The 25,540-nt window shown below is 43.4% G+C and carries 25 protein-coding genes and 6 pseudogenes; 17 read left to right on the top strand and 14 right to left on the bottom strand.

Annotated features, from left to right (window positions below; translation table 11 throughout):
* The first annotated feature begins 1 nt into the window (after position 1).
* The 8 genes from WDV74_RS17200 (at position 2) to WDV74_RS17165 (ending at position 5,529) form a co-directional block, all read left to right on the top strand.
* The gene (locus tag WDV74_RS17200) at positions 2-421 is read left to right on the top strand and encodes a hypothetical protein (RefSeq protein WP_338885812.1); all 420 of its coding nucleotides are present in this window, start codon (positions 2-4) and stop codon (positions 419-421) included.
* Positions 422-510: 89 nt separating this feature from the next.
* Complete coding sequence (gene lepB, locus WDV74_RS17195; RefSeq protein ID WP_338885811.1) at positions 511-1,245, top strand: signal peptidase I; 735 nt, start codon at positions 511-513, stop codon at positions 1,243-1,245.
* Positions 1,242-1,832, top strand: a complete 591-nt coding sequence (locus WDV74_RS17190; protein ID WP_338885810.1) for a hypothetical protein — start codon at positions 1,242-1,244, stop codon at positions 1,830-1,832. The genes lepB and WDV74_RS17190 overlap by 4 nt, the downstream gene beginning before the upstream one ends.
* Positions 1,833-1,908: 76 nt before the next feature.
* Positions 1,909-2,169, top strand: a complete 261-nt coding sequence (locus WDV74_RS17185) for a hypothetical protein (protein WP_338885809.1) — start codon at positions 1,909-1,911, stop codon at positions 2,167-2,169.
* The gene (locus WDV74_RS17180; RefSeq protein WP_338885808.1) at positions 2,159-2,737 is read left to right on the top strand and encodes a GDSL-type esterase/lipase family protein; all 579 of its coding nucleotides are present in this window, start codon (positions 2,159-2,161) and stop codon (positions 2,735-2,737) included. Before WDV74_RS17185 ends, WDV74_RS17180 begins: the two co-directional genes overlap by 11 nt.
* A gap of 15 nt (positions 2,738-2,752) precedes the next feature.
* The gene (locus tag WDV74_RS17175; protein WP_338885807.1) at positions 2,753-3,691 is read left to right on the top strand and encodes a restriction endonuclease; all 939 of its coding nucleotides are present in this window, start codon (positions 2,753-2,755) and stop codon (positions 3,689-3,691) included.
* 176 nt (positions 3,692-3,867) lie between these two features.
* Positions 3,868-4,869, top strand: coding sequence for a hypothetical protein (locus tag WDV74_RS17170; RefSeq protein ID WP_338885806.1), 1,002 nt, complete (start codon positions 3,868-3,870; stop codon positions 4,867-4,869).
* Positions 4,870-4,938: 69 nt separating this feature from the next.
* Positions 4,939-5,529 carry a hypothetical protein gene (locus tag WDV74_RS17165; protein WP_338885805.1) on the top strand — a complete coding sequence of 197 codons (591 nt, stop codon included), beginning with the start codon at positions 4,939-4,941 and terminating at the stop codon, positions 5,527-5,529.
* 38 nt (positions 5,530-5,567) lie between these two features.
* Here WDV74_RS17165 and WDV74_RS17160 read toward each other — a convergent pair whose 3' ends face one another.
* The gene (locus WDV74_RS17160) at positions 5,568-5,783 is read right to left on the bottom strand and encodes a plasmid partition protein ParG (protein ID WP_338885804.1); all 216 of its coding nucleotides are present in this window, start codon (positions 5,781-5,783) and stop codon (positions 5,568-5,570) included.
* Positions 5,776-6,411, bottom strand: a complete 636-nt coding sequence (locus WDV74_RS17155) for a ParA family protein (RefSeq protein ID WP_338885803.1) — start codon at positions 6,409-6,411, stop codon at positions 5,776-5,778. Before WDV74_RS17155 ends, WDV74_RS17160 begins: the two co-directional genes overlap by 8 nt.
* Positions 6,412-6,680: 269 nt before the next feature.
* Here WDV74_RS17155 and WDV74_RS17150 point away from each other — a divergent pair.
* Positions 6,681-7,835: pseudogene (locus tag WDV74_RS17150) on the top strand (IS3 family transposase).
* Between the two features lie 1,142 nt (positions 7,836-8,977).
* Here WDV74_RS17150 and WDV74_RS17145 read toward each other — a convergent pair.
* Positions 8,978-9,115: pseudogene (locus tag WDV74_RS17145) on the bottom strand (IS630 family transposase); the annotation flags it as partial.
* 63 nt (positions 9,116-9,178) lie between these two features.
* On the opposite strand from WDV74_RS17145, the gene WDV74_RS17140 reads away from it, so the two are divergent.
* The 3 genes from WDV74_RS17140 to WDV74_RS17130 all read left to right on the top strand — a co-directional run bounded on the left by WDV74_RS17140 (position 9,179) and on the right by WDV74_RS17130 (position 10,633).
* Positions 9,179-9,553, top strand: coding sequence for an SDR family NAD(P)-dependent oxidoreductase (locus tag WDV74_RS17140; RefSeq protein ID WP_338885802.1), 375 nt, complete (start codon positions 9,179-9,181; stop codon positions 9,551-9,553).
* Between the two features lie 13 nt (positions 9,554-9,566).
* A complete protein-coding gene (locus WDV74_RS17135; RefSeq protein WP_338885801.1) occupies positions 9,567-10,061 on the top strand; it encodes an EVE domain-containing protein in 495 nt (164 codons plus the stop codon).
* Between the two features lie 74 nt (positions 10,062-10,135).
* Positions 10,136-10,633, top strand: a complete 498-nt coding sequence (locus tag WDV74_RS17130; protein WP_338885800.1) for a beta-ketoacyl synthase N-terminal-like domain-containing protein — start codon at positions 10,136-10,138, stop codon at positions 10,631-10,633.
* On the opposite strand, the gene WDV74_RS17125 is transcribed toward WDV74_RS17130, so the two are convergent.
* Both WDV74_RS17125 and WDV74_RS17120 read right to left on the bottom strand, forming a co-directional pair.
* A complete protein-coding gene (locus tag WDV74_RS17125; protein ID WP_338885841.1) occupies positions 10,607-11,773 on the bottom strand; it encodes an AAA family ATPase in 1,167 nt (388 codons plus the stop codon). The genes WDV74_RS17130 and WDV74_RS17125 overlap by 27 nt on opposite strands.
* A gap of 181 nt (positions 11,774-11,954) precedes the next feature.
* On the bottom strand, positions 11,955-12,482 hold the full coding sequence (locus tag WDV74_RS17120) for a Tn3 family transposase (RefSeq protein ID WP_338885840.1): 528 nt from the start codon (positions 12,480-12,482) through the stop codon (positions 11,955-11,957).
* Here WDV74_RS17120 and WDV74_RS17115 point away from each other — a divergent pair.
* A complete protein-coding gene (locus tag WDV74_RS17115) occupies positions 12,405-12,560 on the top strand; it encodes a hypothetical protein (protein WP_338885799.1) in 156 nt (51 codons plus the stop codon). The two genes, WDV74_RS17120 and WDV74_RS17115, sit on opposite strands and share 78 nt — an antisense overlap.
* A 6-nt stretch (positions 12,561-12,566) precedes the next feature.
* Here the strand turns inward: WDV74_RS17115 and WDV74_RS17110 are convergent, their stop codons facing one another.
* The 4 genes and pseudogenes from WDV74_RS17110 to WDV74_RS17095 form a co-directional block, all read right to left on the bottom strand.
* On the bottom strand, positions 12,567-13,262 hold the full coding sequence (locus WDV74_RS17110) for a Tn3 family transposase (protein WP_338885839.1): 696 nt from the start codon (positions 13,260-13,262) through the stop codon (positions 12,567-12,569).
* Positions 13,263-13,275: 13 nt separating this feature from the next.
* A complete protein-coding gene (locus WDV74_RS17105) occupies positions 13,276-14,460 on the bottom strand; it encodes a Tn3 family transposase (protein ID WP_338885798.1) in 1,185 nt (394 codons plus the stop codon).
* A gap of 147 nt (positions 14,461-14,607) precedes the next feature.
* Positions 14,608-15,327: a DUF4158 domain-containing protein gene (locus WDV74_RS17100; RefSeq protein ID WP_338885797.1), complete on the bottom strand. Its 720-nt coding sequence runs from the start codon at positions 15,325-15,327 to the stop codon at positions 14,608-14,610.
* Positions 15,314-15,929 (bottom strand): annotated as a pseudogene (locus WDV74_RS17095) (recombinase family protein). The gene WDV74_RS17100 and the pseudogene WDV74_RS17095 overlap by 14 nt, the downstream one beginning before the upstream one ends.
* A 323-nt stretch (positions 15,930-16,252) precedes the next feature.
* Here WDV74_RS17095 and WDV74_RS17090 point away from each other — a divergent pair.
* A complete protein-coding gene (locus tag WDV74_RS17090) occupies positions 16,253-16,816 on the top strand; it encodes a hypothetical protein (RefSeq protein WP_338885796.1) in 564 nt (187 codons plus the stop codon).
* Positions 16,817-17,064: 248 nt separating this feature from the next.
* A pseudogene (locus WDV74_RS17085) lies at positions 17,065-17,522 on the top strand (hypothetical protein).
* Positions 17,523-17,551: 29 nt separating this feature from the next.
* Here WDV74_RS17085 and WDV74_RS17080 read toward each other — a convergent pair.
* Together WDV74_RS17080 and WDV74_RS17075 are read right to left on the bottom strand one after the other, a co-directional pair.
* Positions 17,552-18,163, bottom strand: coding sequence for a recombinase family protein (locus tag WDV74_RS17080; protein WP_338885795.1), 612 nt, complete (start codon positions 18,161-18,163; stop codon positions 17,552-17,554).
* A gap of 7 nt (positions 18,164-18,170) precedes the next feature.
* Positions 18,171-19,001: a KilA-N domain-containing protein gene (locus WDV74_RS17075; protein ID WP_338885794.1), complete on the bottom strand. Its 831-nt coding sequence runs from the start codon at positions 18,999-19,001 to the stop codon at positions 18,171-18,173.
* Positions 19,002-19,185: 184 nt separating this feature from the next.
* On the opposite strand from WDV74_RS17075, the pseudogene WDV74_RS17070 reads away from it, so the two are divergent.
* Positions 19,186-19,830 (top strand): annotated as a pseudogene (locus WDV74_RS17070) (DUF4158 domain-containing protein).
* A gap of 12 nt (positions 19,831-19,842) precedes the next feature.
* Here the strand turns inward: WDV74_RS17070 and WDV74_RS17065 are convergent.
* Positions 19,843-20,964 (bottom strand): ISAs1 family transposase, encoded by a 1,122-nt coding sequence (locus WDV74_RS17065; RefSeq protein WP_338885793.1) that lies wholly within the window; start codon positions 20,962-20,964, stop codon positions 19,843-19,845.
* A 749-nt stretch (positions 20,965-21,713) separates the two neighbouring features.
* Between WDV74_RS17065 and WDV74_RS17060 the strand changes: the two genes are divergently transcribed.
* A complete protein-coding gene (locus WDV74_RS17060) occupies positions 21,714-22,277 on the top strand; it encodes a hypothetical protein (RefSeq protein ID WP_338885792.1) in 564 nt (187 codons plus the stop codon).
* A 1,008-nt stretch (positions 22,278-23,285) separates the two neighbouring features.
* On the opposite strand, the pseudogene WDV74_RS17055 reads toward WDV74_RS17060, so the two are convergent.
* Positions 23,286-24,276: pseudogene (locus tag WDV74_RS17055) on the bottom strand (IS110 family transposase).
* 209 nt (positions 24,277-24,485) lie between these two features.
* Entirely contained in the window at positions 24,486-25,427 is a 942-nt protein-coding gene (locus WDV74_RS17050; RefSeq protein WP_338885791.1) for a LysR substrate-binding domain-containing protein, read from the bottom strand.
* Positions 25,428-25,540 lie beyond the last annotated feature (113 nt).

Below are 25,540 nucleotides of genomic sequence, written 5' to 3'. Positions count from 1 at the left end.
CATGAAAAATTTGAAAATGTATCTTTCATTATTTGCTTTCTCGTATGCCTCTTTTTGGTCTATCCCCGTGGCGAAAAAGGTATCCCGACAAATATTCTGTATCGCATTGATACTTTATACGGTGGGTTTTGTTTTTAACGTTCCCATTTTTGACTTCATGGCGAAAAGCATCACGCTCGTGCTGATTTTTGTGCCCCCGATTTGCTGCTATGCCTACTTTATGAAGCCGATAAAGCACAAAATCCCGGACATGATTAAAGCCTCACTGGATGAGGAAACGGGAGCGTTTACACTGACGCTGGGCAACAATGGTAAGGTGAGAACTCTTGACCTAGTTCCTGTCAAACCGGTTTTCTTGCGTTTTTTCTTCAATTATATTGAAAGTCTTGTGGGCTATGCGAGATTCAGGAAAAAGCGTTAATCACCTCAATTAAGGAATTAACTGACAGAAAAAAAAGGGGGTATAAGGCATTATCGCCCCATTGAATCATCAACAGAAAAACCCAAACAATGTATGTGATTGCCGTTGCAGTGATCCTGTTTGAAACCATCACCTTTTTCAGAAAAAAGAAAGTTCATTTTTTCTCTATCACCATTCTGGCTTGTGTGACCCTTGTCAGCATAGTTAAATTTTACTTTCTTGATTTCTATATTGTGCCAACCCCCTCAATGACACCGACAATCCGTTCGGGTGATTTAACCCTTTCTGTACCCTACAAAGAAAGCCGTGACACCCTATACAGGGGGGATGTTGTCATATTTAATCCGCCTGCATTTCCTAGTTTTGTTTACGTCAAGCGGATCGTGGGCATCGCGGGCGATACCGTTTCTTTTAATGCGAACAAAGAAATTTTAGTGAACGGAAAGCCCACAGGAATAGAAAAAGAAAAAAACAATTTCAATATACTCTATGAAGGAAAACAAGAGCGTGATGGTAAGGTTTATCAGTTCACGATAGACAGGGACAAACCGTATATCGCACCGATATACACCACATGGCTCGTTCCCGAAGGGTATGTGTTTGTGGTTGGCGATAACAGGGATAACTCTTGGGATTCACGCTATTGGGAAAATCCAGTGGGGACACCGAAAGCATTAAGGGGGTTATTGCCCACAAAATACATTTTGAGCCGATACACGCAAACCGCGATTAACATCCCTTTTGCAACCGACAATTTTGATTTTGGGCGTCTAGGATTAAATGTAATGGGTGATGCCAAAAAAACGGAGAAAAGTAAACAATGATTTCCCTTTTCTTTAAAACAAATGACAACAATCGGGTGGAACGATACAAGGAAGCCGTGTGCATTTACCACAACTGGGTAAACGACACGAAAATAGCCTGCGTTGCCGAAGGTTTTAATAAATTCATGGGGGTAGATCTGATGATCCCCACCTTCTATTTCCATTCCCAACCCAAAAAAATTAACGTGAATAACTTTGTTGAGGTGTCCAAAGTCGGTTCAATCCTGTCTTTTACCGAACAGGGTAAAAAGTCCCCCTTTTACCATCAACTCTCTGGGTATAGCCAAACGGCATTAAAGGCGATGGACGTGCGAGATACCTACGGGAACAGGGAAAGCCACACGTTCAGTCACGCAGTCACCTACACCTTGGAGGCCTTTTCTATGACGAATTATCTTGGGGTAGAAACCCATAGTCAGGCTTGGTTAGTGGAAGATACGTTAATTCTCGCTTATCCGAGACTACTTGTGGATTGTGAAGGTGACGTGGATGTTTTGATTGAGCAGGGATGGGGCGAGATAACCGCGAGGGAGTTTAAAAAATTATACAGGGTGGGACTGTTAGGTGAAATTTCACATTCGCGTTAACCCCACTGTCATTTGCGGTCTTTTCTCCCTGTTACTGGCGGGCTGCGAAGCAACCCCGCATACAGGCAGTACCGATATGGCTTTCATTGATAATGAGCCGCCGGATTTTTCAGGGTTTAGCCAAAAAAGTGATGATTTAGCCATTGTCAGAACAGAACTTGGTGTAAGCAATGAAGACATAAACGCTTTTTATTATTTGGCGGGGAGCAAAAAAACCATAATAAAAGTGGAGCTTTCGGCTATGCCTTGTGCTGTTCTACTGAAAAAGAACAAGACATCTTCGGGTGTATTTTGGTCTCTATTTGACATGGGTTGTGATGATAGCCATGAAGATTAACACATTTTTATCACTCACTATGTTGTTTGCTGCATCATCACAAACGGCGATGGGCAAGCCTTTATTTATCGGTGATTCACTCACCTATACCCTAGCGAAAAATTATAGCCAGAAAGCCCCTGTGGATGCGAAGTACAAAGTGGGCAGCGGATTAAACAACAACATATTGAACTGGCAAAATTACGCTGAACAGGTTGATTTTGAAAATTACGATACCGTTTTTGTAGTGATGGGAACAAACGACCCCATTACCGCCAACCAGAAAGGGGAATACCAGCACCGCGCCAGAGTGTTCATCAGAACCCTCAAACGAAAAAATGACAAGGTAGTTTGGCTACTGCCCCCTACCCTGAAAAATCAGAGGAATAACGCACTGTTAGCGAATACGCGAAATGCGCTCATGGAAGCTGCGGAGCAAGAAAATATTGCGTGGGTGGATATGAGGGCGGCGTTAGGGACGGAATATATCCAATATCTAGACGGGCAACAGATCAGAACCCACGATGGAATACACCTGACCGATGCGGGCGCGAGGCTGACGTTACGAACCCTTAATGTCATTCAATAGGGTGAAGGTTAAATAATGAGAAAAACAAAATTCAAAAAGAAAAATACCCCACTGAAAACATTCATGATCCTGTTTGTATTTTACATGGCTCTCGTTGCTTTCCTTGATTTTAACATTGGCGTTATGCTGCTAGGGTTGGTTTTGCCTTTTCTTGGGGTGAGATACCTGTCACCATATTCGAAGGTAGTTCGACTCTACAAAAAGAAAAAACCAGAATGGGCGACAATCAACGTCAGAATCAAATCTCCACTTTTGAATCCGTATATTTCATTCCCAATGGTAGTGATCGTTCTAACGTCAATATTTTTGCTCGGTTACGATTATGTTTTGGCCCGATATACCATTCACTACGTTGTGACAGAGATCAGGGATGCCCTTGCGACTTTTTGGAGTGAGGGAAAAATTAACACCTACTTCAACCGCACGCACATCAACACCTACGGCTATTATATCGTGCATGTCATTGACGCTATCACGCTATATCTTATTGCTATCTATGCGACAACCTCTTTTTACCGCTACAAACAGCAGACCATGTTCAATTCCGTTTTAAAGCAAGCCACGCAAGAGAAAGCATCGCTGGAATACATCAGAACCCTATCATGGCGGGAGTTTGAGGAATTTGTCAGGGAATTGTTCAAAAGCAAAGGGTATGCAGCCCAAACGACAAAGTACGGGCCAGACAACGGGAAAGACATGATTCTAGAAAAAAATGGCATGAAATCCATAGCACAGTGCAAACACTGGAGAACAGAACAGGTGGGCGTAGCAGTCGCAAGGGAAATGATTGGTGTCTTGGAAGCCGATAAAGAGGCCTCGCACGTTTTTTTAATCACATCAGGATCGTTCTCTAATGACGCTATCCTGTTTAGGCAACAAGTAGCAGACAAGCTCACCTTGATTGATGGTAATGAAATAGTGAGTCACCTTTCATCTGCGAATCACAGGCTGTAAGGGAATGTTGGATAATCGATATTGGGGTATTGGTTGAAAAGTATTTTCAAAAAAACACGGACAAAATGTGTTTTGCATTTTAAAGGCATGTTTTGATTCTTACCTGAAGAAAAAATACATTTTTTTAAAGTAGCATAACGCCATTACCCATGAATCGCTAAAAGGACTGTGACACGATGAAATCAGACGAAACCAAAACAACAGGCAATTCATCTATCATAGGCGGGAAACAAAAGTTTAAATTCAGCAAGAAAAACGGGCGATTTATCATTGTACTGATAGTCGTTCTCGCTGTGATTGCTGCACTACTTTATTTCAAGCCATCAGACACGAAAGGTGAAATCACTGAGAATGTGGATTTTTATAGCGATATTGAAACAAACGTACCTGTGTTCAATAACGAGGATAAAACCAAAACAGAAGGGGTGACAGCAAAAGACGGTGAAGGGGCACAAGGTGAAGCGGAAGCAGAAGTACAAACGGCATCAATTGAGCCTACGGCTGCACCAACAACAGAAAGCGCGCCTGAGAGCGTACCAGAGGCGAAAACGGCATCAACTGCACCCGTGACAGAAAACACACCACAAGCCCTAACCACGATCCCAACGGCTACAGTTGGGTTAGCGCCTGATCTTGCGGAAGAAAACGCGCCACAAACCACACCGGAGGCGCAAACACCTTCAACTGAGTTAGCACCTGCCCTTGACGCATTTGAAAATGATGATATCAAAAACAAAGAGAAACAAGATAAGGCACTGACCGAATTGTTCAATAATGCAAAGAACGGAAAAACCGCAATGCAAGAAGAACAAAATATCAACTACGAAGGGAAGCAGTTGGTCATTCCTTACAACGAGGGCGAACAAATCAAAATCTATCTGTATAAAAATTTTTCAGTGAAAGTGTTTTTAGGTAAACAACCAAACCTGAAAGGCAAGGATATAAAAAAATTAGATTATTTCATTAACGGTTCAGATAATGACGATTCATACAAGCTACGCCTGTTACCGAACAACATCTTGTTGCTGTCTAAAAATACAAAGGTTGAGAATTGGGGTGGTACTGACTTGTTTGTGACGGCGGGGAATAAAAACTACACATTCATTTTGTTAAACGCACCAACGCCAGCGGAAAGGACAGACTCAATCAGATATACGACGAACACCTCTCAGTTGTAAATTAACGCCCCGTAAATGGGGCTTTTTTTCGCAAATTCGTATAGATAGAGTAGAAAAACAGATATTTTTATGGACAAAAACATAAAACAAGTCGAAGTCAGTGATGGCGTGATGATGATCCCTTACTCATACGTCCTATGTCGGCATTTGACCGATAACAGCGTAGTGGATGGGGTATCAGTGATAGGAACATACAAAAGGGAGTTAGTCACCGCGCCCGAAACCAATCTGCCGTTCACCACTGCGTTTATTGAATATGCGTGGATAGAAAAAGGAAATGGGAAGATTGTTGATCCGTGCGAGAATCTACGCCTGAACAAAACGGGTGTTAATCTGACCGAAAAAGAAAAAAGCCTTAACTACTTTGACGAAATCAATCCAACCAACGTGAACAACAAGCAGCTACCGAAACACTGTACTGCAAATGAAATATTCACGTTGAAGAAAGGGGCTGAGTCTGAAGCGGTCAGGCGTATATTGGATTATGAAACAAACATTTTCGGTTTAACCATGACCGAAGCAGCGTACATTGCTAACTTGAATCTCGCGGGTTATCTTGGCTATGAAAGAATTATTATGAAACTGTTAATAAACAGACACCTAAAATCAATTATTAACAAAGAGAACTTTAAAAACCTCTTCTCCGCTACTCGGTCATAGCCATACAAACATAAAACCATAAATATATAAAACCGTATTTATGGTTTTTGGTTTTCTTTTATCCAGTCTGTAACCTGCCCTAAGACGACTTCTTTCATACTGATACCCTTCTGCACGCACAACAATTTAAATTCAGTGTGAAGTTGTTCAGGCATTGTCATAATGAATTTTTTGCTCGGCAGTTGTGGCTCTTGTACCTGATTGATAGCATCATCTTTGTTTCTGTGCCTTGTGCCCAATTTCATATTACCCATGTGATAACACCCCTAAAATCTCTTTAACGAGGACATCAATCTCACCTTTAGCCAAACTATCCTTACTATTGTAAATAGTCTCACCCTCATTATTTAATGAGCGTATGTAGGATTGTCTTTGCGCTATACGTGTTTTAAATGCTTCAATACCAGAATCGGATATCGCCTGCTTCAATAAATCCGTCATGACTGTACCTGATACCGCTTTATTCACTACCCATCTTGCGATGACTTTAACGGGTTGGGTGTCGTTTCTCGCCTCGATAACATCAATCAGCGATCCACTCGCCCTAAAGTCTAATGCCGAAGGCGTTATCGGGATAATCACCAAATCACTCATAAAGACAGCAGCGGCAGCAATATTGTTGAGAGAGCCAGCACCATCAATGATGATGAAGTCATGGTGATTGTAGTTCTTTCTCACCTTGTAAATATCTTTTTCAGATTCTGCTTCTGCCACATCAAAGGGCATCGTTTCATGGTGAAAATCGCTCAGGCTGAATTGGGGGTCAGTATCAATGGCTATGACGGAATAACCTTTGTTACCGAGGGCCGTAGCCACATTCAAAGCCAGTGTAGTTTTACCTACACCGCCCTTGCCATTTAAAAAGGAAATTATCTGCGCCATAAAAACTCCTTTATATAAAACCATATTTATATACTGGTATAAAACCATACATATGTAAATATGTATTTATAGCAATATGGTTTTATTGCTGAGTGCGATAGGGTGAATCAATTTGGGGTAATCGGGTCGCGCAAGGGAACTTCCCCCCTGCGCTCCCACGGAACCGGACGTGACAGTCTCCCGTCATCCGGCTCTTGTCGTTGTGTTGTGCTTTAATAAATTCGGACATTTTGGTAAAGGAATAGAATGACTTTAATTAAGGTGTCTTTATGAAACGAAAATCACCCCAAAAATTTACTGATAACTTTAAAAGAGAAGCTGTCAATCTGGTTGTTGAACAGGGTTATACCAGTCCCACTGGCGGCTGAAACTTTGGGTATTTCAACAAAACTCCTGTATACATGGCGAAAGCAGGCTGTGGAGCAAGCCAAACCCGGAGCGTTAACCCCTGAGGAACGACAGGAGTTATTGCAGCTTCGTAAAGAAAACAAACCGCTAAAAATGGAGAAAGAGATCTTAAAAAAGGCGAGCGCCTTCTTTGCGAGAGAACTGCTGTAAGGTGTTGGTTCATCAAAGAACATGCAGAGCAATTTCCCATTTGCCAGTGATGTCGCGTGATGAAAGTCAGTCATTCCACGTTTTATGCCTGGCAGGCAAAACCCGTTCGGCTGTTTTCCGATGAGCAACGCGCATTGCACCAAAAAGCCACCGCGCTGTTTAAAGAAAGCCGGGAAAGCTTAGGCTATCGGGTATTGGCGAAAAAATTACGCAAAGAAGGCTTTACTATCAGTGATTATCGAACCCGAAAGCTGATGAAACAGCTCGGCTTATCCGTCAGGCAGCGTAAAAGCTACCGGGCTCCACGCAAAGGGAAAGCTGTATCAACGGCCTGTAACCTGCTTAACCGGAACTTTAATCCGTTGGCCCCGAATGAAGTCTGGGCAGGCGATATTACCTATCTCAAAACGCCTGAAAGCTGGTTATACCTGGCCATCGTGATGGATTTATACTCGCGGCGTATCGTGGGATGGCAGATGTCAACGGAGATAGATACGACCCTGATCAGCCAGGCCTTAACGAAAGCGTATCACTTACGCCAGCCGTCAAAAGGCTGTGTTTTTCACAGTGATAGAGGCAGCCAATATACAAGCCAGCCATATCGGAATCTGCTCGACAGTTATGATATGAGAGCGAGTCAGGGGGATGTGGGGGCCTGTTGGGATAATGCAGTCGTTGAACGTTTCTTTGGCAGTTTAAAACATGATTGGCTCTTCAAAATTCATCATGAAAATCAGGCGGAGATGAAAAAAGATGGGCTGGATTATCTGCATTATTACAATTTAACGCGATTACACTCGGCTAATAATGATTTAACTCCTGTGGAATATGAAATGGCCTTCGTAAAAATGTCCGATTTTTCTTGAGCAGAACAGTTCCAGATGCTGTCAACAGAGGTGAGTTAAGACCTTTCAATGAAGAAAATTAATCTATTGATTTATAATTAAATGGCTATTTAAATTGACCACTTAACGGCGTTCACCGTTCCATTGCTCCCGAAACCCCACAACTGTAGCGGTATTCGGAACAGCTATTTAGGTGTTTATGTAATTATCATGTAAATGTACTATATCAAATGTTATCATCACATTAAGTAACATAAAAAATTCTTTACATTATAATTTATAACGATGTATTCTTACAGAAGCAAAAAGTAGCACGAAAAACAATCACAAATTAATAATAAATTATATGATTTTGTATCAGAAAAAATAGATATTCAAAATTCTAATTTGAACATTTTTTTGATTGAGGCTTGTTTTATTTTAGTTAAATTTACTATATGAGCTTTAAAGTTTATTGAAAAAAATAATATTAATTAATATTGATAATTTTTGAATTTTTTAGAGAATATTAAATTTTATCTATTAAAAATTGTGCTAATGAAGGTCGCTATCTCTACTGTTATGCTAAATAATATATGGAAATTTTTATTGGCATATAATGATGTGTGAAATGTCAATGTAATTGCTTTTTTAGAGATTATAAAAATCTATTTTTAAAAATAAAAAAACAAATAATAGCATTCTGTATGATTATAATTTATGGTTTAATTTTTAAAAATGCAGTTTTTTAGTCAAAAAAATTATGCGATCTTGAGGTGAGGAAATACATAGCTAATTTTTATATGACTCTTTTATACCTAAAATATACCGACTTTTAAATTTATTTATTTTTTAAATCTAGCTAGGATGGTATCCATGTTGTGTATTGACAACTAATCCGGAAAAATATTTTTAGATACAGATAAATATAAAATTTAACCTCTTAGGTATGTTAAATTTTAATGAAAATCATAAATTAATAAATGTGTTTTTTTCGAAAACACGATTGTATATGGTAATTAAGTTGATTAATTTAAAGTAAGCAATATATGACTGAGCTAAAATTAAAAAATTGCGAATTAAACGCTTTGTCACAAAAAATGTCTGCGTTTGAAAAATTCAAAGATACTGAATCATGATATGAAAGCTTTGATGTATGGAAACGCCCTGTACGGCCATAATCATTTGGCAATCATCTGAGCAGTCCAGCCTTCTGACGCTAACAGAACGGCCTTGATGCGGTCACGTACTCGTCCATCACGAGTCGTATCATGCATTAATTCGAGGGCTTCTTTTTGGTCTGACGTCAGATGAATTTTCATGGTCGTAAGCATGATCTGATATAAATAAAAGATCAAGCATCTTCAATGACGATTGGTATAAATATGAATGTAGTAGATTGTCCAGATTATAAGCGAGCTTTAATTACCGGTGCAACCGGTGGTATTGGGAAAGCGATTGTGAAAAGATTCTGTGGGGATGGTTTTTCACCCATTATGATTGCCCGTTCTGCAGAAAATTTGACGCAGTTAACCATGGAGCTCGGCTCACAATATCCTCATCTTGATATGATTGGTGATGTTTGCGATATCTCAATTTCTTCTGAGGTGCAAGCTCTCTTTAAACGCTTACAGGAACGTAGTATCAGAATTAACGTGTTAGTTAATGGTGCTGGTATTTCTGGTGGTGGTATTACCTACAAGGTTAGCGATGAACTGTGGGTAAACGTCATGAATACTAACTTGAATGATTACATTTAATAGGAGAACTACGATGACAAAGTATTGGTGTGGCGTTGTCTCCCGAGAACATATCAAGTTCGGTGAACAAGGTGGATTTTGTCAGGTGTGTCACGGAAAACGTTCACCGCTGACCAGGATGGCAGTGGGTGATGGCATTGTTTTTTATTCCCCCGTTCTGCAATTTCAGGGGAAAGAGAAATGTCAGAGTTTTACCGCCATTGGTACTGTCATCGGGGAGGAAACCTATCAATTTCAGATGACACCAACCTTCGTACCCTACCGGCGTGATATCGCTTATCAGCCTTGTGTCGATGCCCCTATTCACCCCTTGCTCGATCAGCTTAGTTTCACCGCAGGGCACAGTAACTGGGGTTATAAATTCCGCTTCGGCCACTTTGAAATTACTGCCGCCGACTTTTTGTTGATAGAGCAAGCCATGTTGCCCAACAGGACACCAACCGTTCTCAGGCCGGTTAAGCAGGAATCAACAGGTCAAACTCTGGACTTATTTACCGATCATAGTTAGTGGTAGAAGCAGCTGTGCCGAGGTGAATACTGCTTAGGTGGGTTCTCTGTGAAAATCTTAATATTGGATGCACTATGCAGACAAAAAAAGTCGTTATTACCGGTCTTGGGGTCATCGCACCTAATGGAACCGGGATTGAAAAGTTTTGGAACAACACACTCCAAGGTATCTCTGGAATCAAATCCTATGAATGGGGCAAACGTTTTGGCTTTAAGAGCGCTTCGATTGGTCAGGTAGATGATTTTTCACCGTTCCTATATGACGTTTCTGAGAGACAAATTCAGAGTAGCGGTCGTTATCTGCAATTTGCGCTGGGCGCGGCCAATATGGCGGTTGCCGATGCGGGCTTGGATATTAATGAGGTAGATCGCACCCGCTTTGGCGTGATGGTTGCCAGCGCCATTGCTGATGCTGCCACCATGGAACAGAACCTATTGTATATGACCAACAACGGAACCGAAGACGTTGATACCGCCTGGGTCGGCAGACAATTCTATGACAACCTGGATTTTGGGATGCGTTCATTACATTCTCGAGAATTGCCGCTATTTTTCATTCGGCCAGTGCCATGAAGGGACATCTAGTATCCCCAGCCCCTTGATCCGGGTTTGCCCCAACTCTTTTTCTAGCTCAATCGTCTGGCATTCGGGATCGTGTGTGAGCGAATGAACCAAGCGGTTGGCATGCGAAATTACCCAAATTTGCGTATGCTGTGATGCCTGTATGATTAGCCTCGCAAGCGCCGGCAGTAGATCGGGATGTAGGCTGGTTTCCGGCTCGTTTAGCACCATAAGCTCAGGAGGGCGGGGCGTTAGCAGCGCCGCAATCCAGAGAACAAATCGCAATGTGCCGTCAGATAACTCAGCTGCTGAAAGGGGACGGAGCAGTCCCTTCTGGTGAAAAGCCAGCGAAAAGTGCCCGTCATTGTGCGTCAGCACTTCCAGCCGAGAGCCTGGAAATGCATCATCAATGGCTACGGCAAGTGCCTCTCGGTCACCAATTTCCAGAATCGTCTGGAGCGCCGCCGCCAGATCGCGCCCATCTTGATGTAGCACGGGGGTGCGGGTACCTAGCTGTTCCAGGCGAGCTGGAGCATCTTTATCGGTGCGGAAGTGGTCGTAGAAGCGCCAGTTACGGATCATTTCGCGCACATGGAAAACCTCAGGGGCAGCGGCAGGATCGGCCAATTGATCGAACATGCTGTCATAGACAGGAATATGTTGTGTAACCACCCGCCACTCTCGTCCCGCCCGAATTTTGATCAGGTTGCCTTTGCGTTTAACCAGCGATGCGGCAGGACGATAACAGGGGCCGTTAAAAATGGACTCAATCTTAATTTCAGGATCACGTGAAAAAGCGGAACTACTGGGCGTAGGCAGCCCCAGTGTAATCGCATAGCCAAAACTTTCGCTGGCAAACCCCAGTTTGAGGCGCAGTGTATGGTTACGACCGACTCCTTCGATAGGTGTATCACCGCGGTGCATACCAGAAGAAAGCATTTCCGGACCAGCCCAGTAGGTAGATGCCAAGCCACCTTCTTCCGCCAGGGAGTTAATCACGCCACCTTTTGCCGTTTCAGCTAACAGGCGCAGCGCCTTATACAGATTGGATTTGCCGCTGCCGTTTTCACCTGTAATAACGTTCAAGCGACCCAGTGGCATAGTAAGATCGCAAATAGAGCGGTAGTTGGCGATGGAAAGGGAAATCAACATGTTCATACTCTCATTGAGGTGATGTGATGAAACGCGCCGTTCGCTGACTCTATACCTGTTTTATGACCTGATTTTTTCCTGCCGCTGACGCTTGGTAAGCCCTTGTCCACTGGTTTTTTCCTCTCTTTCTCTCCCTGCGTGCGTCTCAATAACCTAATTTAACGAAAATGACACTTAATAATCAATAAGTAAATATGATGATTGCTTTTCTGAGTACCATATCATCTATCAGATTGAGAACATGAGTGCTCTTGAAGAGGGCATTATATTCAAACAACGCCGCTTTTAATCTGGTGTAACGGGCATGAGAGTTCAGTTTTCGGATGATATTGCTCTGGGTATTTTCCTGCATGATCAGTGAAAGCAATACACGCAGAACGCCTCGCCGCTGAGAGCGGATACGTTCGATATTAATCACCCCTTTAGGTTTGAGAATACCAGTATCATAATCCAGAGGTTTCGCTGAATAAATAGCGTCAGCTGCGTGACGCACCTTCTTGATACTGGGAACATAATCTACGTCGATAGAATCCAGAGTGACGAAATTCAGCTTGTTCAGTGAGTGGTTATCCGCTGTCACCATATGAATATCGATATCCGTTTTATTGTTGTAAATCATGTTGTACAGTGAATGACCTTCGTACTCATTCAGACCAATATTTTTCGCATTAACCGCCACGTAATTGGCGAGCAGTGTGTAGAGCGAGATGCCACGGCCTTTACCCAGATGCTTTCTGGAATAACGGGATTGTATCGTACTGGGGTTCCGTGGTCATTTCTGCAATAACACACGCTAAGGAAAAGTGAAGTTCTTTGGATTGAAGCGCTTAGTGCGAACTGGCCTGTATCGTTCAAGGGGGCGGTCAATTTCGTTCCACAGGTAATCTCCGGTTAGCGATATATGACCCCAAGGGAGCGGCGCCACGCTGGACAACAACTCTTCCGGTATGATGATCCCCTGGTTGCGAACGTAATCAACAGCCCGGCTGAGATAGACCGTGTTCCACAGGACTATTGCATTAACAACAAGATTGAGGCCAGATGCCCTGTAAGCCATAGCCTCGGCCGCCCTGTTACGGAGTTCGCCAAGTTGGTGAAGAAAAATGGCGCGGGCAAGAGCATGACGGCTTTCGCCTTTGTTGAGGATGGCATGTGATCTGCGACGTAAGCGGATATCAAGCAACCAGTCACAAATAAAAATAGAGCGTTCAATGCGTCCCATTTCACGCAGGGACTGGTTAAGCCGGTTTTGTCTGGGGGAAGCCGCCAGCTTTTTCAGTATCACCGACGGTGGCACCAGACCTGCTCCGATCGAAGCCTTAAGCCGCAGCACCTCATCCCAGTGTTGCTCTATAACATCCATCCTAGCCCTTCCTGCAATCAGGGCATCAAGTGGCCTGTACTCCTCAGAGGGAGTAATGACGTACAGTCTGCGATTCCCGAGGTTGCGAATGCGGGGAATGAGCCTGTAACCAAAGAAGTGAAACATCGAAAATGTTGTTTCAGGTCGCACCGGCAGTATCGGTAGCATGTTCATGAATTTCTACTGAACTTTCGTTGTGGAGCAAACCGTCGAGTACGTAAGGAGCCTCACTCTCAGAGGCCTGAATCATTCTGGAGAAAAAGGACGCAAACCGGTTCGACAGAAAGCCATAAATCGACGCGCCTGGCCGCTTGCCGTATTTGGCGTTGTATTCAAGGCTGGCTTCACCACGTCCGCCTGCTGGGAAGAACTGCCCGTCCGAGGATGATACATGACCATCCCCCCAGATAGTGGCAAAAGGATGTTCCTGCTGCGCATCGACCAGTACCGAGGTTGCAGATGCATAGGTTTCAGCGCGTAAATGACGATCCACCATTAACATCATCTGGTGAATGGTGACACCACGTGAACTCTGTGCCATTCGTTCTGCTCCAGCATTAGTCGCATCGGCAAGGATCGCTGCCATAAGCGCTGCTTCGTCTTCTGCCTGTTCTCCGGTGCGGTAGTGGGTGAAACAATCGAGAAAATTGGTCCAGCTATGCACTTCAGCCAGCAGGCTGGTGATCCTGATGCGAGGAACCAGCATGTAAAGTTTACGGCTGAGAGTCGTAATTCTGTCGCTGTCTTCCTCGCGAACCGGTGAAACAGACAGCCCTCTGTCGGAAAGTTCTGCATCGGGTATGGCATTATTAGCGGCGGCTTTTGCCTGCGCTTTAAGTTTTGCGTTGAGCGTGGCGGTTCGCTCTGCCCGCCATTCCGCAAAATTGTCCGGAATGGCAAGTCCGAGTCTGGATTCTGCCCGCATCTGGTCGAAAACATGGCGCGGCAGAAGATAATCCTCAAAACTTCGCCAGGCCCGGCTGCCATCAACCCATATGTCACCGGTTTTCAGCCGATCCCGCAGGTGAACGAATACGGCGACCTCCCACGCCTGAAGACCTGTATTTTTTCCCACCGGGCTGACACGCCGCTGCCATTTGCGGGACATAAAATCGAGCGGGATCCGGTTGGGTAATTTTCGTCCGCGATAGAGCGCCCGCAGATGTCCGACAGCCAGCAAAACTGGTTCATCCGGGCGAAACGCCCTGAAAGAAAAGGTACCGAAAATGAGCCGCCCCAGCTTACGTAATGATTTGTGCCGTCCTATAAGCTCATCAAATTCGGTATTGCGTTGGGGAGATGCTACAGAAGCTGCAGCCGCCATACTGGCGATCAAACCTTCCCAGCCGAGTGATGCAGTTATCGCTGATGCAAAATCTGTATTGCCTGACCCAGCTTTATATGATCCAGAGCCACGACTTCAAGCACTTCAGCGGCTTTCAGTCGACGCTCCTTCTGGCTTATCTCTGCCTTACGCCTCGTGGCTGCCAATCAATTTGCAGAACATATCGATAGCCAGATCGGTAATTGCAGCCTGCTTTTCGATAACGAAGGCTGCCAGCGTGGCGTGGCGGCGTTCGGACGCCAGATGTTGTATCTCACGTGCATGTAAAACACGAGAGTCGCGGGCAATAATACCGTAACGGTTTACATGGATCCTCTTGCGTTGCTCATCGGAGATTGCTGCTGCCCGACCCGCCATCGCCAGGAGAATGGGTTGTGTCGGGACAGGAACAAGTAACTTTTTGTCCTTTAGCTTATCGATAACCGCTCTGGTGATCGGCAGTCCCCGTTCGGTGGTTGCTGCCTCGCGTGCGGCCGCAAGAATGAGCATTCTGTAATCGCTGACCCGAACGGAACGAAGACCCAGAGCAGAGATAATTTCGCGGGCATGCTCCCTACGTGTCTCCTCGCGTTGGGCGTAAAGCGTAAAAACTGCTGGGTCAATATCCAGTTGCTCCGCAACAACAGCAATAACTGCCTCCGTGGGAACCTCTCCTGCACGCAGTGTACGACCGAGGTCGCGGATAAGTGCGAGCTGAATAGCAAAACCAAGGCGGTTATGAGACCGACGATGCGATCTGGCGAATGCAACATCCTCGCAGGACAGTGCAAACCGGGAAAGCGCCTCCTCATAAAGCTCAGGCAGCGCAAAAAGGGTATCGTGCGATTTAGCGTCAAGAAAGGACATCGGTCTGGTCCGCTTTCAGATTGCAGGATCCAGGTCCGGTCCAGCCGATTCGCCGCAGCGTATCGATGAGTGTCGAGCGCGGCACCCTGAATGTGCGACACACTGACGCTTTACTGGCACCGGCTTCCAGAGCAGTGAGGATCTGCTCAACCTTTTCGGCATCTATCGCCGGTGGTCTTCCACCTTTTCGCCCCCGCCGACGAGCTGCAGCCAGGCCTGCATTAACACGTTCTGTGATAAGCGTTCTTTCATATTCAGCGAGAGTGCCAAAAAGGTTAAAGAGGAACGAGCCGTGTGGCGTTGTTGTATCAATGGCTTCAGTCAATGACTGAAAGGCAACACCGCGAATTTTCAGGTCTTCAACAATCCGGATCAAATGTGAGAGTGAGCGACCAAGCCGATCCAGCTTCCAGACTATCAGCACGTCACCTTCGCGCACCTCAGCAAGACAGGCCTTAAGTCCCGGGCGATCATCGCGCGCCTGATGCATGATCCTGATGCAAATGACGGGGGTCAACTCCGGCAGCAATCAATGCGTCACGCTGCAAAGCAACAGACTGACGTTCATCATTGCTTGATACTCGCATATAGCCAATCAACATGTACGACAAACCTTAAAATTGAGCTTGTCGTACAGTGTCTCATTCCGACAGTGTTTGTCACGTAAAAAATAACAGGTTTATGCCTTCAATTTTCTCCAGCGGCAGGATCAGACGGAAAACAGGTGATTTCCGTCTGGGTGAAAATCGCTTAGCGGGTGTTATTGCAGAAATGACCACTGGACCCCATTGAGAGCATGACCAAAAATTTCGCTCTACTGATCTTGCAGGGAAGTTTTTTTTAATGAAAAATTCAAAATTCCACAGATTTTGATAAATGGTATGGTGTTTAATAATATTAAAGGTATATTTTAACGCCCTGGGGGATGAGCTTAACTCAAAAGGATACAACTTCCACTTCAGATAATAGTCTTTCTACTTCAGATAATCATCTCCCAATCTCAATGGTGATTGGACTTGATTTATTCAAAGGGAAAGTTGTTCTTGTTGATTACAAAAACCAAAGATTATCAGTTTCTGATAATTTACAGGCATTGGGAATCAATACGGATGATGGTTGGAGCAAATTACCACTGATCCTTACTCAAGAAGGAGCTATTGTCGAAGTCACACAAAATTCTAAGAGCTACAACATGATATTAGACACAGCATCAACAATTTCAATTTTTTGGAAGAAAAGGATAAAATCTGTTCCAGTTAATATCCCCTGTCAAGCTGTGCTTGAAAGTATGAAAAATGAAGGATGCACTGCTTCGACATTTCAACTCGAAAATACAGGAGTGAAAAAAATCAAATTGAATTCAGTGCTGCTTGATGGCGATTTTAATCAACTAAATGCTGATGGAATAATAGGAAATAATTTCTTTAAAAAACACATAATACTAATTGATTTCGTTAACAATCAATTGTTTATTAAAGAAATATCATAAATGTAATACAAATGAAATGATTACTATATTTAGGGTTATGACCGACCAGCAATTTGATGAATTTTATGCTGGGTTGGTTGGCTGGACGAAATCGGAAGAAGATGAGGATGAGGATGATTAATTCTCATCACTGGCGGAGTTCAGGTGTTTTAGCACCCTTAATCCCCCGCGTTGCGTTTGTTTTACGTAACGTGCTTTCAATTGAGAATTTAACCGGATACAAGGTCAAACCGTAAGTTTCTGCGCGAATGCTCCCGCTAGTCCCCTACGGCGAAAGCCTCAAATTTTTCTCAGACTGGCAGAACGCACCGGCCTGAATGTGCAGCACACGCTAACCAGAGGTGATTATCCTACGGTTAGCATCGAGATTGCGCCGATCAGGACATCGGGGTCCAGCCCAGACTGGAAAAATAAGATCACGGTGCAGCTCACTCGTGGCGAGCTGACTGCGTTTTGCAGCGTTCTTTTTGGCTTACGTAGCAAAGCTGATGGTCCCTATCACGGCGACTCGAAGAACAAGAGCTTTGCGGTTTACAACAACGGCAAGGCCGGTGTTGCGCTCATTCTGAGCGAGCGAGGAAACCAGCTCCAGAATTTCATCAATGATGACGACCGGATGGAGCTCGCAGTTTTCGCAGTTCGCCAGCTATCCAACGCATGGAAAGTTGGCTATTTTTGCCCATCCCCCGATAAGGTTCAAAGTTGATGAGGAAAAAAATGGGTACTCAGTTAGCGCTAAGATTTTAATACTCTTTTGCCGTGTTCCCTGAGTTCCCCATCTGGCCCTACATACTTATAGAGAGCCTGTCTGCTAATCCCAAGCTCTTCACATAATTCAGATACGCTACAATCTCTACTCTTCATGGAAGCTTGTGCCAGGCGAACCTGAGATTTTGTGAGCTTAAAAGAACGTCCGCCTTCACGTCCTCTTGCTCTGGCCGCTGCCAGCCCTGCTTTTGTTCGTTCACTGATCAACTCCCGTTCAAATTCGGCCAGCGCGGCAAAAATCCCAAAGACCAATTTGCCACTGGCCGTCGTCGTATCAATTTCTGCATCTTGCCCGGTCAGTACCTTAAATCCGATTTTTCGATCCGCCAGATCATGGATAGTATTCACCAGGTGTTTTAAGCTTAGGCCAAGCCTGTCAAGCTTCCATACCATTAACACATCGCCAGCCCTGAGCGCTTTCAAACAGGCATCCAATCCAGGACGTTTGTCTGACTTCCCTGATATTTCATCCTGATAAATGTTTTCTTTATTAACACCGGCAGCAAGTAAAGCATCCAGTTGGAGATCCTGCACCTGACTTCCATCAGATTTGGAGACACGGGTATACCCAATTCGCATGAAAGACCTATTTTAATTGTTTAAGTTTTTCAATGGATTTGTTTTCTATCAGGATCTTCATTTGACTGACCGCAACGCGATTCAGCTTTTGGAACCTGTCGTTTGCAGAGAGGCCTTGCTCGATAAGTTCAGCATTGAAGCTTTCTAAATTAGATAACACGACAAGCTGTCCCAGTGTGGCATAGTCCCGTATATTGCCTTTTAGTTCCGGGTTCTCTTTACGCCAGTCGCTGGTTGTCTTGCCAAACAAAGCCAGATTCAATATATCGGCCTCATTAGCGTAAGCAAAGTTTCTTGCTTTTGGGTTAAGCTCCAGGGTGGGAATAATGTTCGTTTTTATTGACTCTGTATGAATATGATAGTTGACCTTGGCCAGAGTGCGCGAAACATTCCATTCCAGATTTTTCTGTTCATTTTCTGCTTGTTTGAGCCGTTGGAATTCTTTTAATAGATAGAGCTTAAACTCCGCGCTGATCCAGGAAGCAAACTCAAAAGCAATATCCCGATGCGCATGAGTTCCGCCATATCTGCCCGCTTTCGAGATGATCCCGATTGCATTGGTGGTTGAGATCCAGCGTTTTGGCGTGAGAGAGAAACTGTTTGCACCCGCTTCATGTTTAAATCCATCGAATTCGATGGAATTAAAATCGGGATTATGGAGCTGTTCCCACAAACCGATAAACTCAATGGTACTGCGGTTTCTCATCCAGTTTTGCAGAATGTAATCACCGCGGTCGCCATCTTTGTACTTAGCGATGTCAGATAGCGATATATAGTCATCTTGTTTGTCGGAAAAGACAGAGACTTTTATACCCCGAACATCAATTTTTTGCGCCATAAACCTTTCTTCTCGCTTTTGGTGTATCAGTTAAACGAAGGTTTAAATGACCGCCTTGTTTTAGCCTAAATACGGATGGAAAGATGTAATATAAACTGTATATAAATCTATGTTCATTAAAGGTGGTAAGGAAAAGATAAAGTGACACACTCAATGTCACCCTGCCATATTAAGAATTAAAAAAATGAATACCAATAAAAAGCGCCTGACTATACTGACTCAACCTGAAATTCAGGACTATTTTGTCCTGCCTCGATTTACTTTGGAGGAGCGAGAATACTATTTCACCTTATCCGATAAGGAGCATCAGATAATACCGCAAGGTTGGTCTGTTAACTCCAGAGTGAACTTCATTCTTATGCTTGGGTATTTTAAATCCAGGAAAATATTCTTTACCTACACGCGGGAAGATGTTATCACGGATATCTCTTATATTCTGGCTTGCCATTTCCCTGATCATTCTGCCTCCAATATAAAAGTTCCAGGCAAGACGACCCGGATATAATTGCAAAGACTTATTTGCCAGCATCTGAATTATCAACGCTATGGCAGTGTCATGGCAGAACAATTAGCTGAACTGGCCACACAGGTTGTTAAAAGGTCAGCTAAGCCTGTGTTTATCTTGCGGGCATTGTTAAGTCACCTCAATAAAAATCAGATCATTCCCCCTGCGTACAGTACTTTTCAGGATTTGATTGGACGATGTTTATCGGATGAAAGGAGGCGTATCTGTGAGCAATTAAAATCAGATCTTAATCCTGATGTGGAAGAGGCACTCACAAATTTATTATCTGAAGAATCAGGGGGTCTGCCCAGGGGTTACGCATGAAATTTTAGTAGGCTAAAATTGATTAAATAACAGCGCTTCCATATAGCCATTATCCCACCCGGCCGGTTTCCTTCGGGCACTTAAACTCAGTTTACTGTTGGTATCTCGTTTAACGATATTGAGTGCCATTTTACGTAATTGGGCAAATACTCTTGTGGCGATCCGCTCTCTCATCCGTGAGTCATCTTCTCGAAAAGTGACATCCAGTACCCAGTGTAAACTATTTTCGATAGCCCAATGTTTTCGTATCGCACCTAACTGAAAGGTGGGATTATCCCGGCAACTACTTAAATAATAACGAAAATCAGAGGTCACCGTGTCAGAGTAGTGTTCTTGCCGTATCGTTTCCGTTACCAGAAGGGCCTGAATATTTGGCCAAGAACTTAGGTATTTTGTTTCTGATGTCAGCGGCAGAACCCATCCACGTCGTCTGACGGTACGTCCATGACTATCATCGAATTCATCATAGTCAGGTTTAAGGTAAGGTTTTTGGGTTATCTGTTGCTGTTGAAAATAATTAACAGCTTCCGAAAAAGTTTTTCCCTGATTGCCTTTAAGCGACAAAATATAATCGGCTTCACTCTCACGTAATTGCTGAGCAATCGTGCGTTGGCAGCCCATCGCATCAATCGTCACGAGATGTCCTTTCAATGAAAGCATCGATAATAATGCGGGGATGGCCTTAATTTCGTTTGATTTTCCGTCTACTGCACACTGACATAAGCTGAGTCCTTTCTCAACCGAGAATGCACTCACCACATGTAGTGGGCTTTGTTCAATTTTCTTATCAAACGAATGGCGTAAACTTTTACCATCAATCGCAATGATCGCTCGCTTTTCTGAAGAGACGTCACGAGAAATCCACTGATAAAAATGACGTTCAAAGAGGCCCGGATTTAATAAACTAAAACAGCGCCGGAAAGTATCATGTGACGGAATACCGCCTTTGAGCAGAAGAAATGAACCCAGCCAATCCTTTTTTAGCTGGCCGTACTGTTCAATATCGGTCCAGGCGTTAGCCCCGGCAATGACAGCGCATACCGCGATCACTAAGATATCAATAAAACGGTGTTTAACCTTTCCCTGACAACGTGGATCTGGAAAATCAGAAAAGACCTCCACTAATTCTTTCATCGGCACCCCTCTAAAATGAAGGAATTATCCACTAAATATTTTCATGCGTAACCCCTGACTGGAAGCGGAAGGCAATGTCAAAGGCATTGAGGCGCTGGCCCGGATATCACCTGTGGCCTGCAGCACATTTTGCTGAACGGACATTATACCTTCCAGAGCAGCGATGAAATTATTGACCTGGATGCGCTGGTTGCCGGGCTGAAACTGGGGTAACGGAAATTTCGGCGGTTCCGGCGTAGAACCCCAAATTAAATATTTATTATAGAAAGAATTTGATGCTCAGGTTAGAGCAAGTCTAATCTTGTACAAGAATCGCAGCTATTTTTACAGGTGGCTGCTTTGCATGAATTACAAAATAGTATTCAGCTGTAAATATTATAATTAAACCTCGTTTATTTTTTATGAGGTTTAATAAGAAATTCAATAATAGTATGACAGTTAGTATTTTTATTTTATTCATTTCGATTTTATTATTTACATATTTTCTACCTAAATACTATTTAGCTAGTATTGATAACTTGGTAGTTTAGATATTTAACAGTTCTTTGTTATTTTTTTTGTTGGGGAGTAATTGGTGATGTTAGAGGTTTGTTACTTTTAATTTTGTTAGAAACTGATTAATGTTGTCAATTCCACTCTGTTGATTCTAGTGCTCATATATTGTAACTTCAATATTGTTTAATTAATGTGATGTTTTTATTTAATTTATTTATAAATAACCCTAACTATTTTTATTTGGATATGATTTTATGAAAACAGAAGAAAATATTACAAGTTACGGTAGCCTTAATTCTAACGAAATGAGTTCTTTTGACTTATTAAAGCATTATTGGGGGAATTCAGGACGAGCGCTAACTCTTCATGATATAGGTGTTCATGAGAGAATTAGAGAGTTAATAAAAAAACCAGATGCATTTAAAGGTTTTTCTGAAAGTAATGACGGCACTAGCGTTCAATCTCGTTTTATTTCACAAATTCAAAATGGAAATAGAATTTTTTTTGAAAATACGTATAATTTCAGAACTCCAGCATCTTATTTCAATGACCCATTATGGGCGATAGGAGGAGCTATAGTCAGTGGAAGATTACATGTTATAAATGCAGTGCCTTCAGGGCAAACTTATAAATTAAGCGCCATTATAACTTATAAGCTTTATGACAAATTTACAGACCCGTGGGATCTGATGAATTTCTTTCCAGGCGAATGGAATCCAGATGGAACTCCATTTGATATAACAGGTCAATGGACTGAAAATGTAAATTTCTCCGTAAGTAAGTATGTATACGAAAGTAAAATAAAACCAAATAATTAAAATCTAATTGATATTGGAAGTGTCGTCTGGAGTTTTATATTAAATTGTGCTTGGTGTTTTAAATGTATAATGGTATATACATTTTTAAGCGCCAAGCACTATAAATATTAAACACCAAAATATTTTGAAAAACAAATGATTAGAATTGGCAAGCAAACATCAATGAAAAATAGAATAATAGACGCCGATAGTGATGTTGTCAGTGTTTTTTTAAAGTTTCTGTCTGAAATTAAAAAATAGCTAACAATCATAAATATTAAAAAGAAAAAAACAATTTTAATTAGCTTTAGTAGTAAAAATATCATTGTCGTATCCTTGGTTTATATCAAGTCTTTTCATCATCATAACTTCTATTTTTTATTAAAAATTTCGGTTTCGTGCTGTCTGTCAAACCATCATCCCACCCATTTTAAGCTGGAAGAAGCTCCCGAAGTCCGCTACCTTTCTTTAGTTTTTTCTGAAGAATTGAAAGTCTGAACAAGTTTTCTTGTCGGTGCATGAATATCTTCTCTTATTTTTTAACAGTGACGTTGTCACAGTATTGTAGTGTGATTTTTGCTTCTTTCTTTTCAGATTTATCAAAGCCATAAGACTCTTGCAATTTCAACTACAATCTAGGGCTACTTGTAACAGTTCGAAATCGAAAATAGCCGGACTCGCAATCAGCATAAATATTGGTTCATACTAACTGCAAATGAAATCCAATTCACTGAGCTTGTATAACAATGGATTAACACCCAATGAGTCAGAGCGATTATTTTGGAAAAACGCTAAGTCAGTGACCAATTTTCATTGACCATATATGGACGTCCCCGGTTATGCAAGCATGAATTGACACGGTTTGCGACCATATATCCGGCGTCATTATGGACTCATTTGTCCGCGCCATGATGTCATCCGCACCCTGTTTCCTTATCACTACCTTGGTCAATATCAGGCTATGGCAGGGACGGAAGCCGTTTTCTCATCAGTGTTTGCAAACTCGATAAAATGCCCGTTTTAGGTGACTCAATTAACGGACAGAAACGCTTTTTTCATATTAAAATCCACGTTATCCCGCAGAACACGCCAAATAATCCGGGTCAGTTTGTTGGCTAAAGCCACCGTGGCTTTCATGAACCCGCCCCGGTCAATCAGTTTTCTCAGCCACTCTCCCAGATAATCATCCCGTCTTTGAATACAACGCATCACGGCACGGGCACCGTGAATGATTAACGTTCGCAGATGACGATGGCCATTTTTGCTCTGGGAAGACAGACGGTTTTTTCCTCCTGAACTGTGTTGCCGGGGAACCAGTCCATACCAGGCAGACAGTTGTCGGCCATTGGCAAATTGGGATGCCCTGACGTCACTCACGAAGGCGGCCGCGATAAGAGGACCAACGCCGGGGATCGTGAGCAGGTGCTCATAACCCGGTTGCTGACGGGAAAGTGCCGCTATTTCGTTATCCATGTCATGAATGCCGGTGTTCAAATGCTGCATCTCTTCTCATAAGGTATGCAATAAACGACGCAGTACACAAGACAGGTTAGTGCTGTCATCTTCCAGAATCTCAGGGAGATGCTGTTGAAGTTTTTGAATGCCGGCAGGCACAATCAGTCCCGATTCAGCTAGAAAAGCCCGCATTTGGTTAGCAAGTGCGGTACGCTGTTCCACGGTCTTGACGGGAACAAAATGAAGACCGGGACGACAGGCAGTTTCACAAATAGCCAGCGCATCATTGGCATCGTTTTTTTGATGATGACTGAAGGCCTTGACGTGTTGAGTCGGGACTAACCTGACGGTATATCCCATCGCTTGCAGCGTTCGCCCCCAGTAGTGAGATGTAGCACAAGCTTCCATCGCAATGACAGTGCCGGGCGGAAAAGAGCGCACGGCATCAAGCAATTTTTGCCGTGAGATTTTTCGGTTCGAGGCGACAGAACCGTCCGCCATCCAGACACAGACGTTGAAAAATGTTTTTGGCGAGGTCAATACCAACAACCTTGATCGTATTCATGAGATATTGTCCCGAAATTCAGGGCATCAGAAAGAAAGATGGCACAGTTTGCTACTGAAAAAGGTCTATTGAGAGCGAAGCTGCAAAATGCGACATTTAACTTTTTTGAACTGGATCTAAGTAAAAGTGACATACCTGTGATGGACCTGTCGCATTTAAGAAGAGATCGGCTAACCTACGCGCTTTTGCAGGGTGAGTTACCCGTGTCTTTAATCCGAAAAACCTTCAAACGTCTCCCCTACCGATATATCGCTCAATATGTCCGTTGGATTCTGGTGAGCAACTTGTAGCAACCAGTTCTCCACGATGATAGCTGCCTCAGATACGGGATACTGATTGCTTTTGAGAACATGGTAAGCCATGCCTTTTAGAGATGTTTCGGTAACAACCTGCAGTAACCCTAGGCGTAATTCTTCCTCGATCAATAGTAAACTCAGCAGAGCCACCCCCTGACCGGCGATAGCTGCCTGAATAGCATGGCTTTCCTCGTAATACCGAATACCGCTGGACAAATCTGATGGATTAAGTCCGGTGACTTTAGCCCAGGTATTCCATGTTAAATCGACAGGCAGAGAATGATACCATTCGAAATGAATTAAAGGCCATTGTGATACATCCTGATTTATCGTCTTCAGGAGAGTTGGACTGGCGACAGGTGCGAAATAATCCTCCAAAAGCAACGTAGTCGCCTCTCCCGGGTAATGACCAAGACCATACCTAATCGCTAAATCGACTGTACCGGTATTGAGATTTACCGGAGTGTTGGATGCATGAATATGCAGCTCGATGTCAGAATGTGCTTTCTGAAAGGATGCCAATCGGGGTATCAGCCATTTTGCAGCAAATGCAGGAGTCGTGGATAACATTACTGACTTCCGACGTGGCTTCTGTATACGCTCAATGGCAACAGCAATGGTTTCAAAACTACTGTGCACCGCAGAAAACAGAGTCAGCCCATCCTGTGTCAGTTCAACTGCCCGAACTTTGCGCAGGAATAGAGGGCGTTCGAGATATTCCTCCAAGACGCGGATACGGTGACTGATCGCTGTTGCGGTAACAGATAATTCTTCTGCAGCCTTCTTAAAACTGCGTAAACGTGCGGCAGCCTCAAAGGCACGAAGTGATGTCAAGGAAGGGAGTCGTATAGCCATACATGGATGATATCATTTCATCTATTGGTTGAAAATATATCGTTTGTTAGACAGAAATATTAAGTAGAAACTGACTGCACTTGAATATATTTCATCTATGAGAGTTCAATTGA

This window comes from Xenorhabdus sp. TH1 (assembly GCF_037260955.1).
Lineage (GTDB): Bacteria > Pseudomonadota > Gammaproteobacteria > Enterobacterales > Enterobacteriaceae > Xenorhabdus > Xenorhabdus griffiniae.
This window is presented reverse-complemented; position numbering and strand designations above follow the sequence as displayed.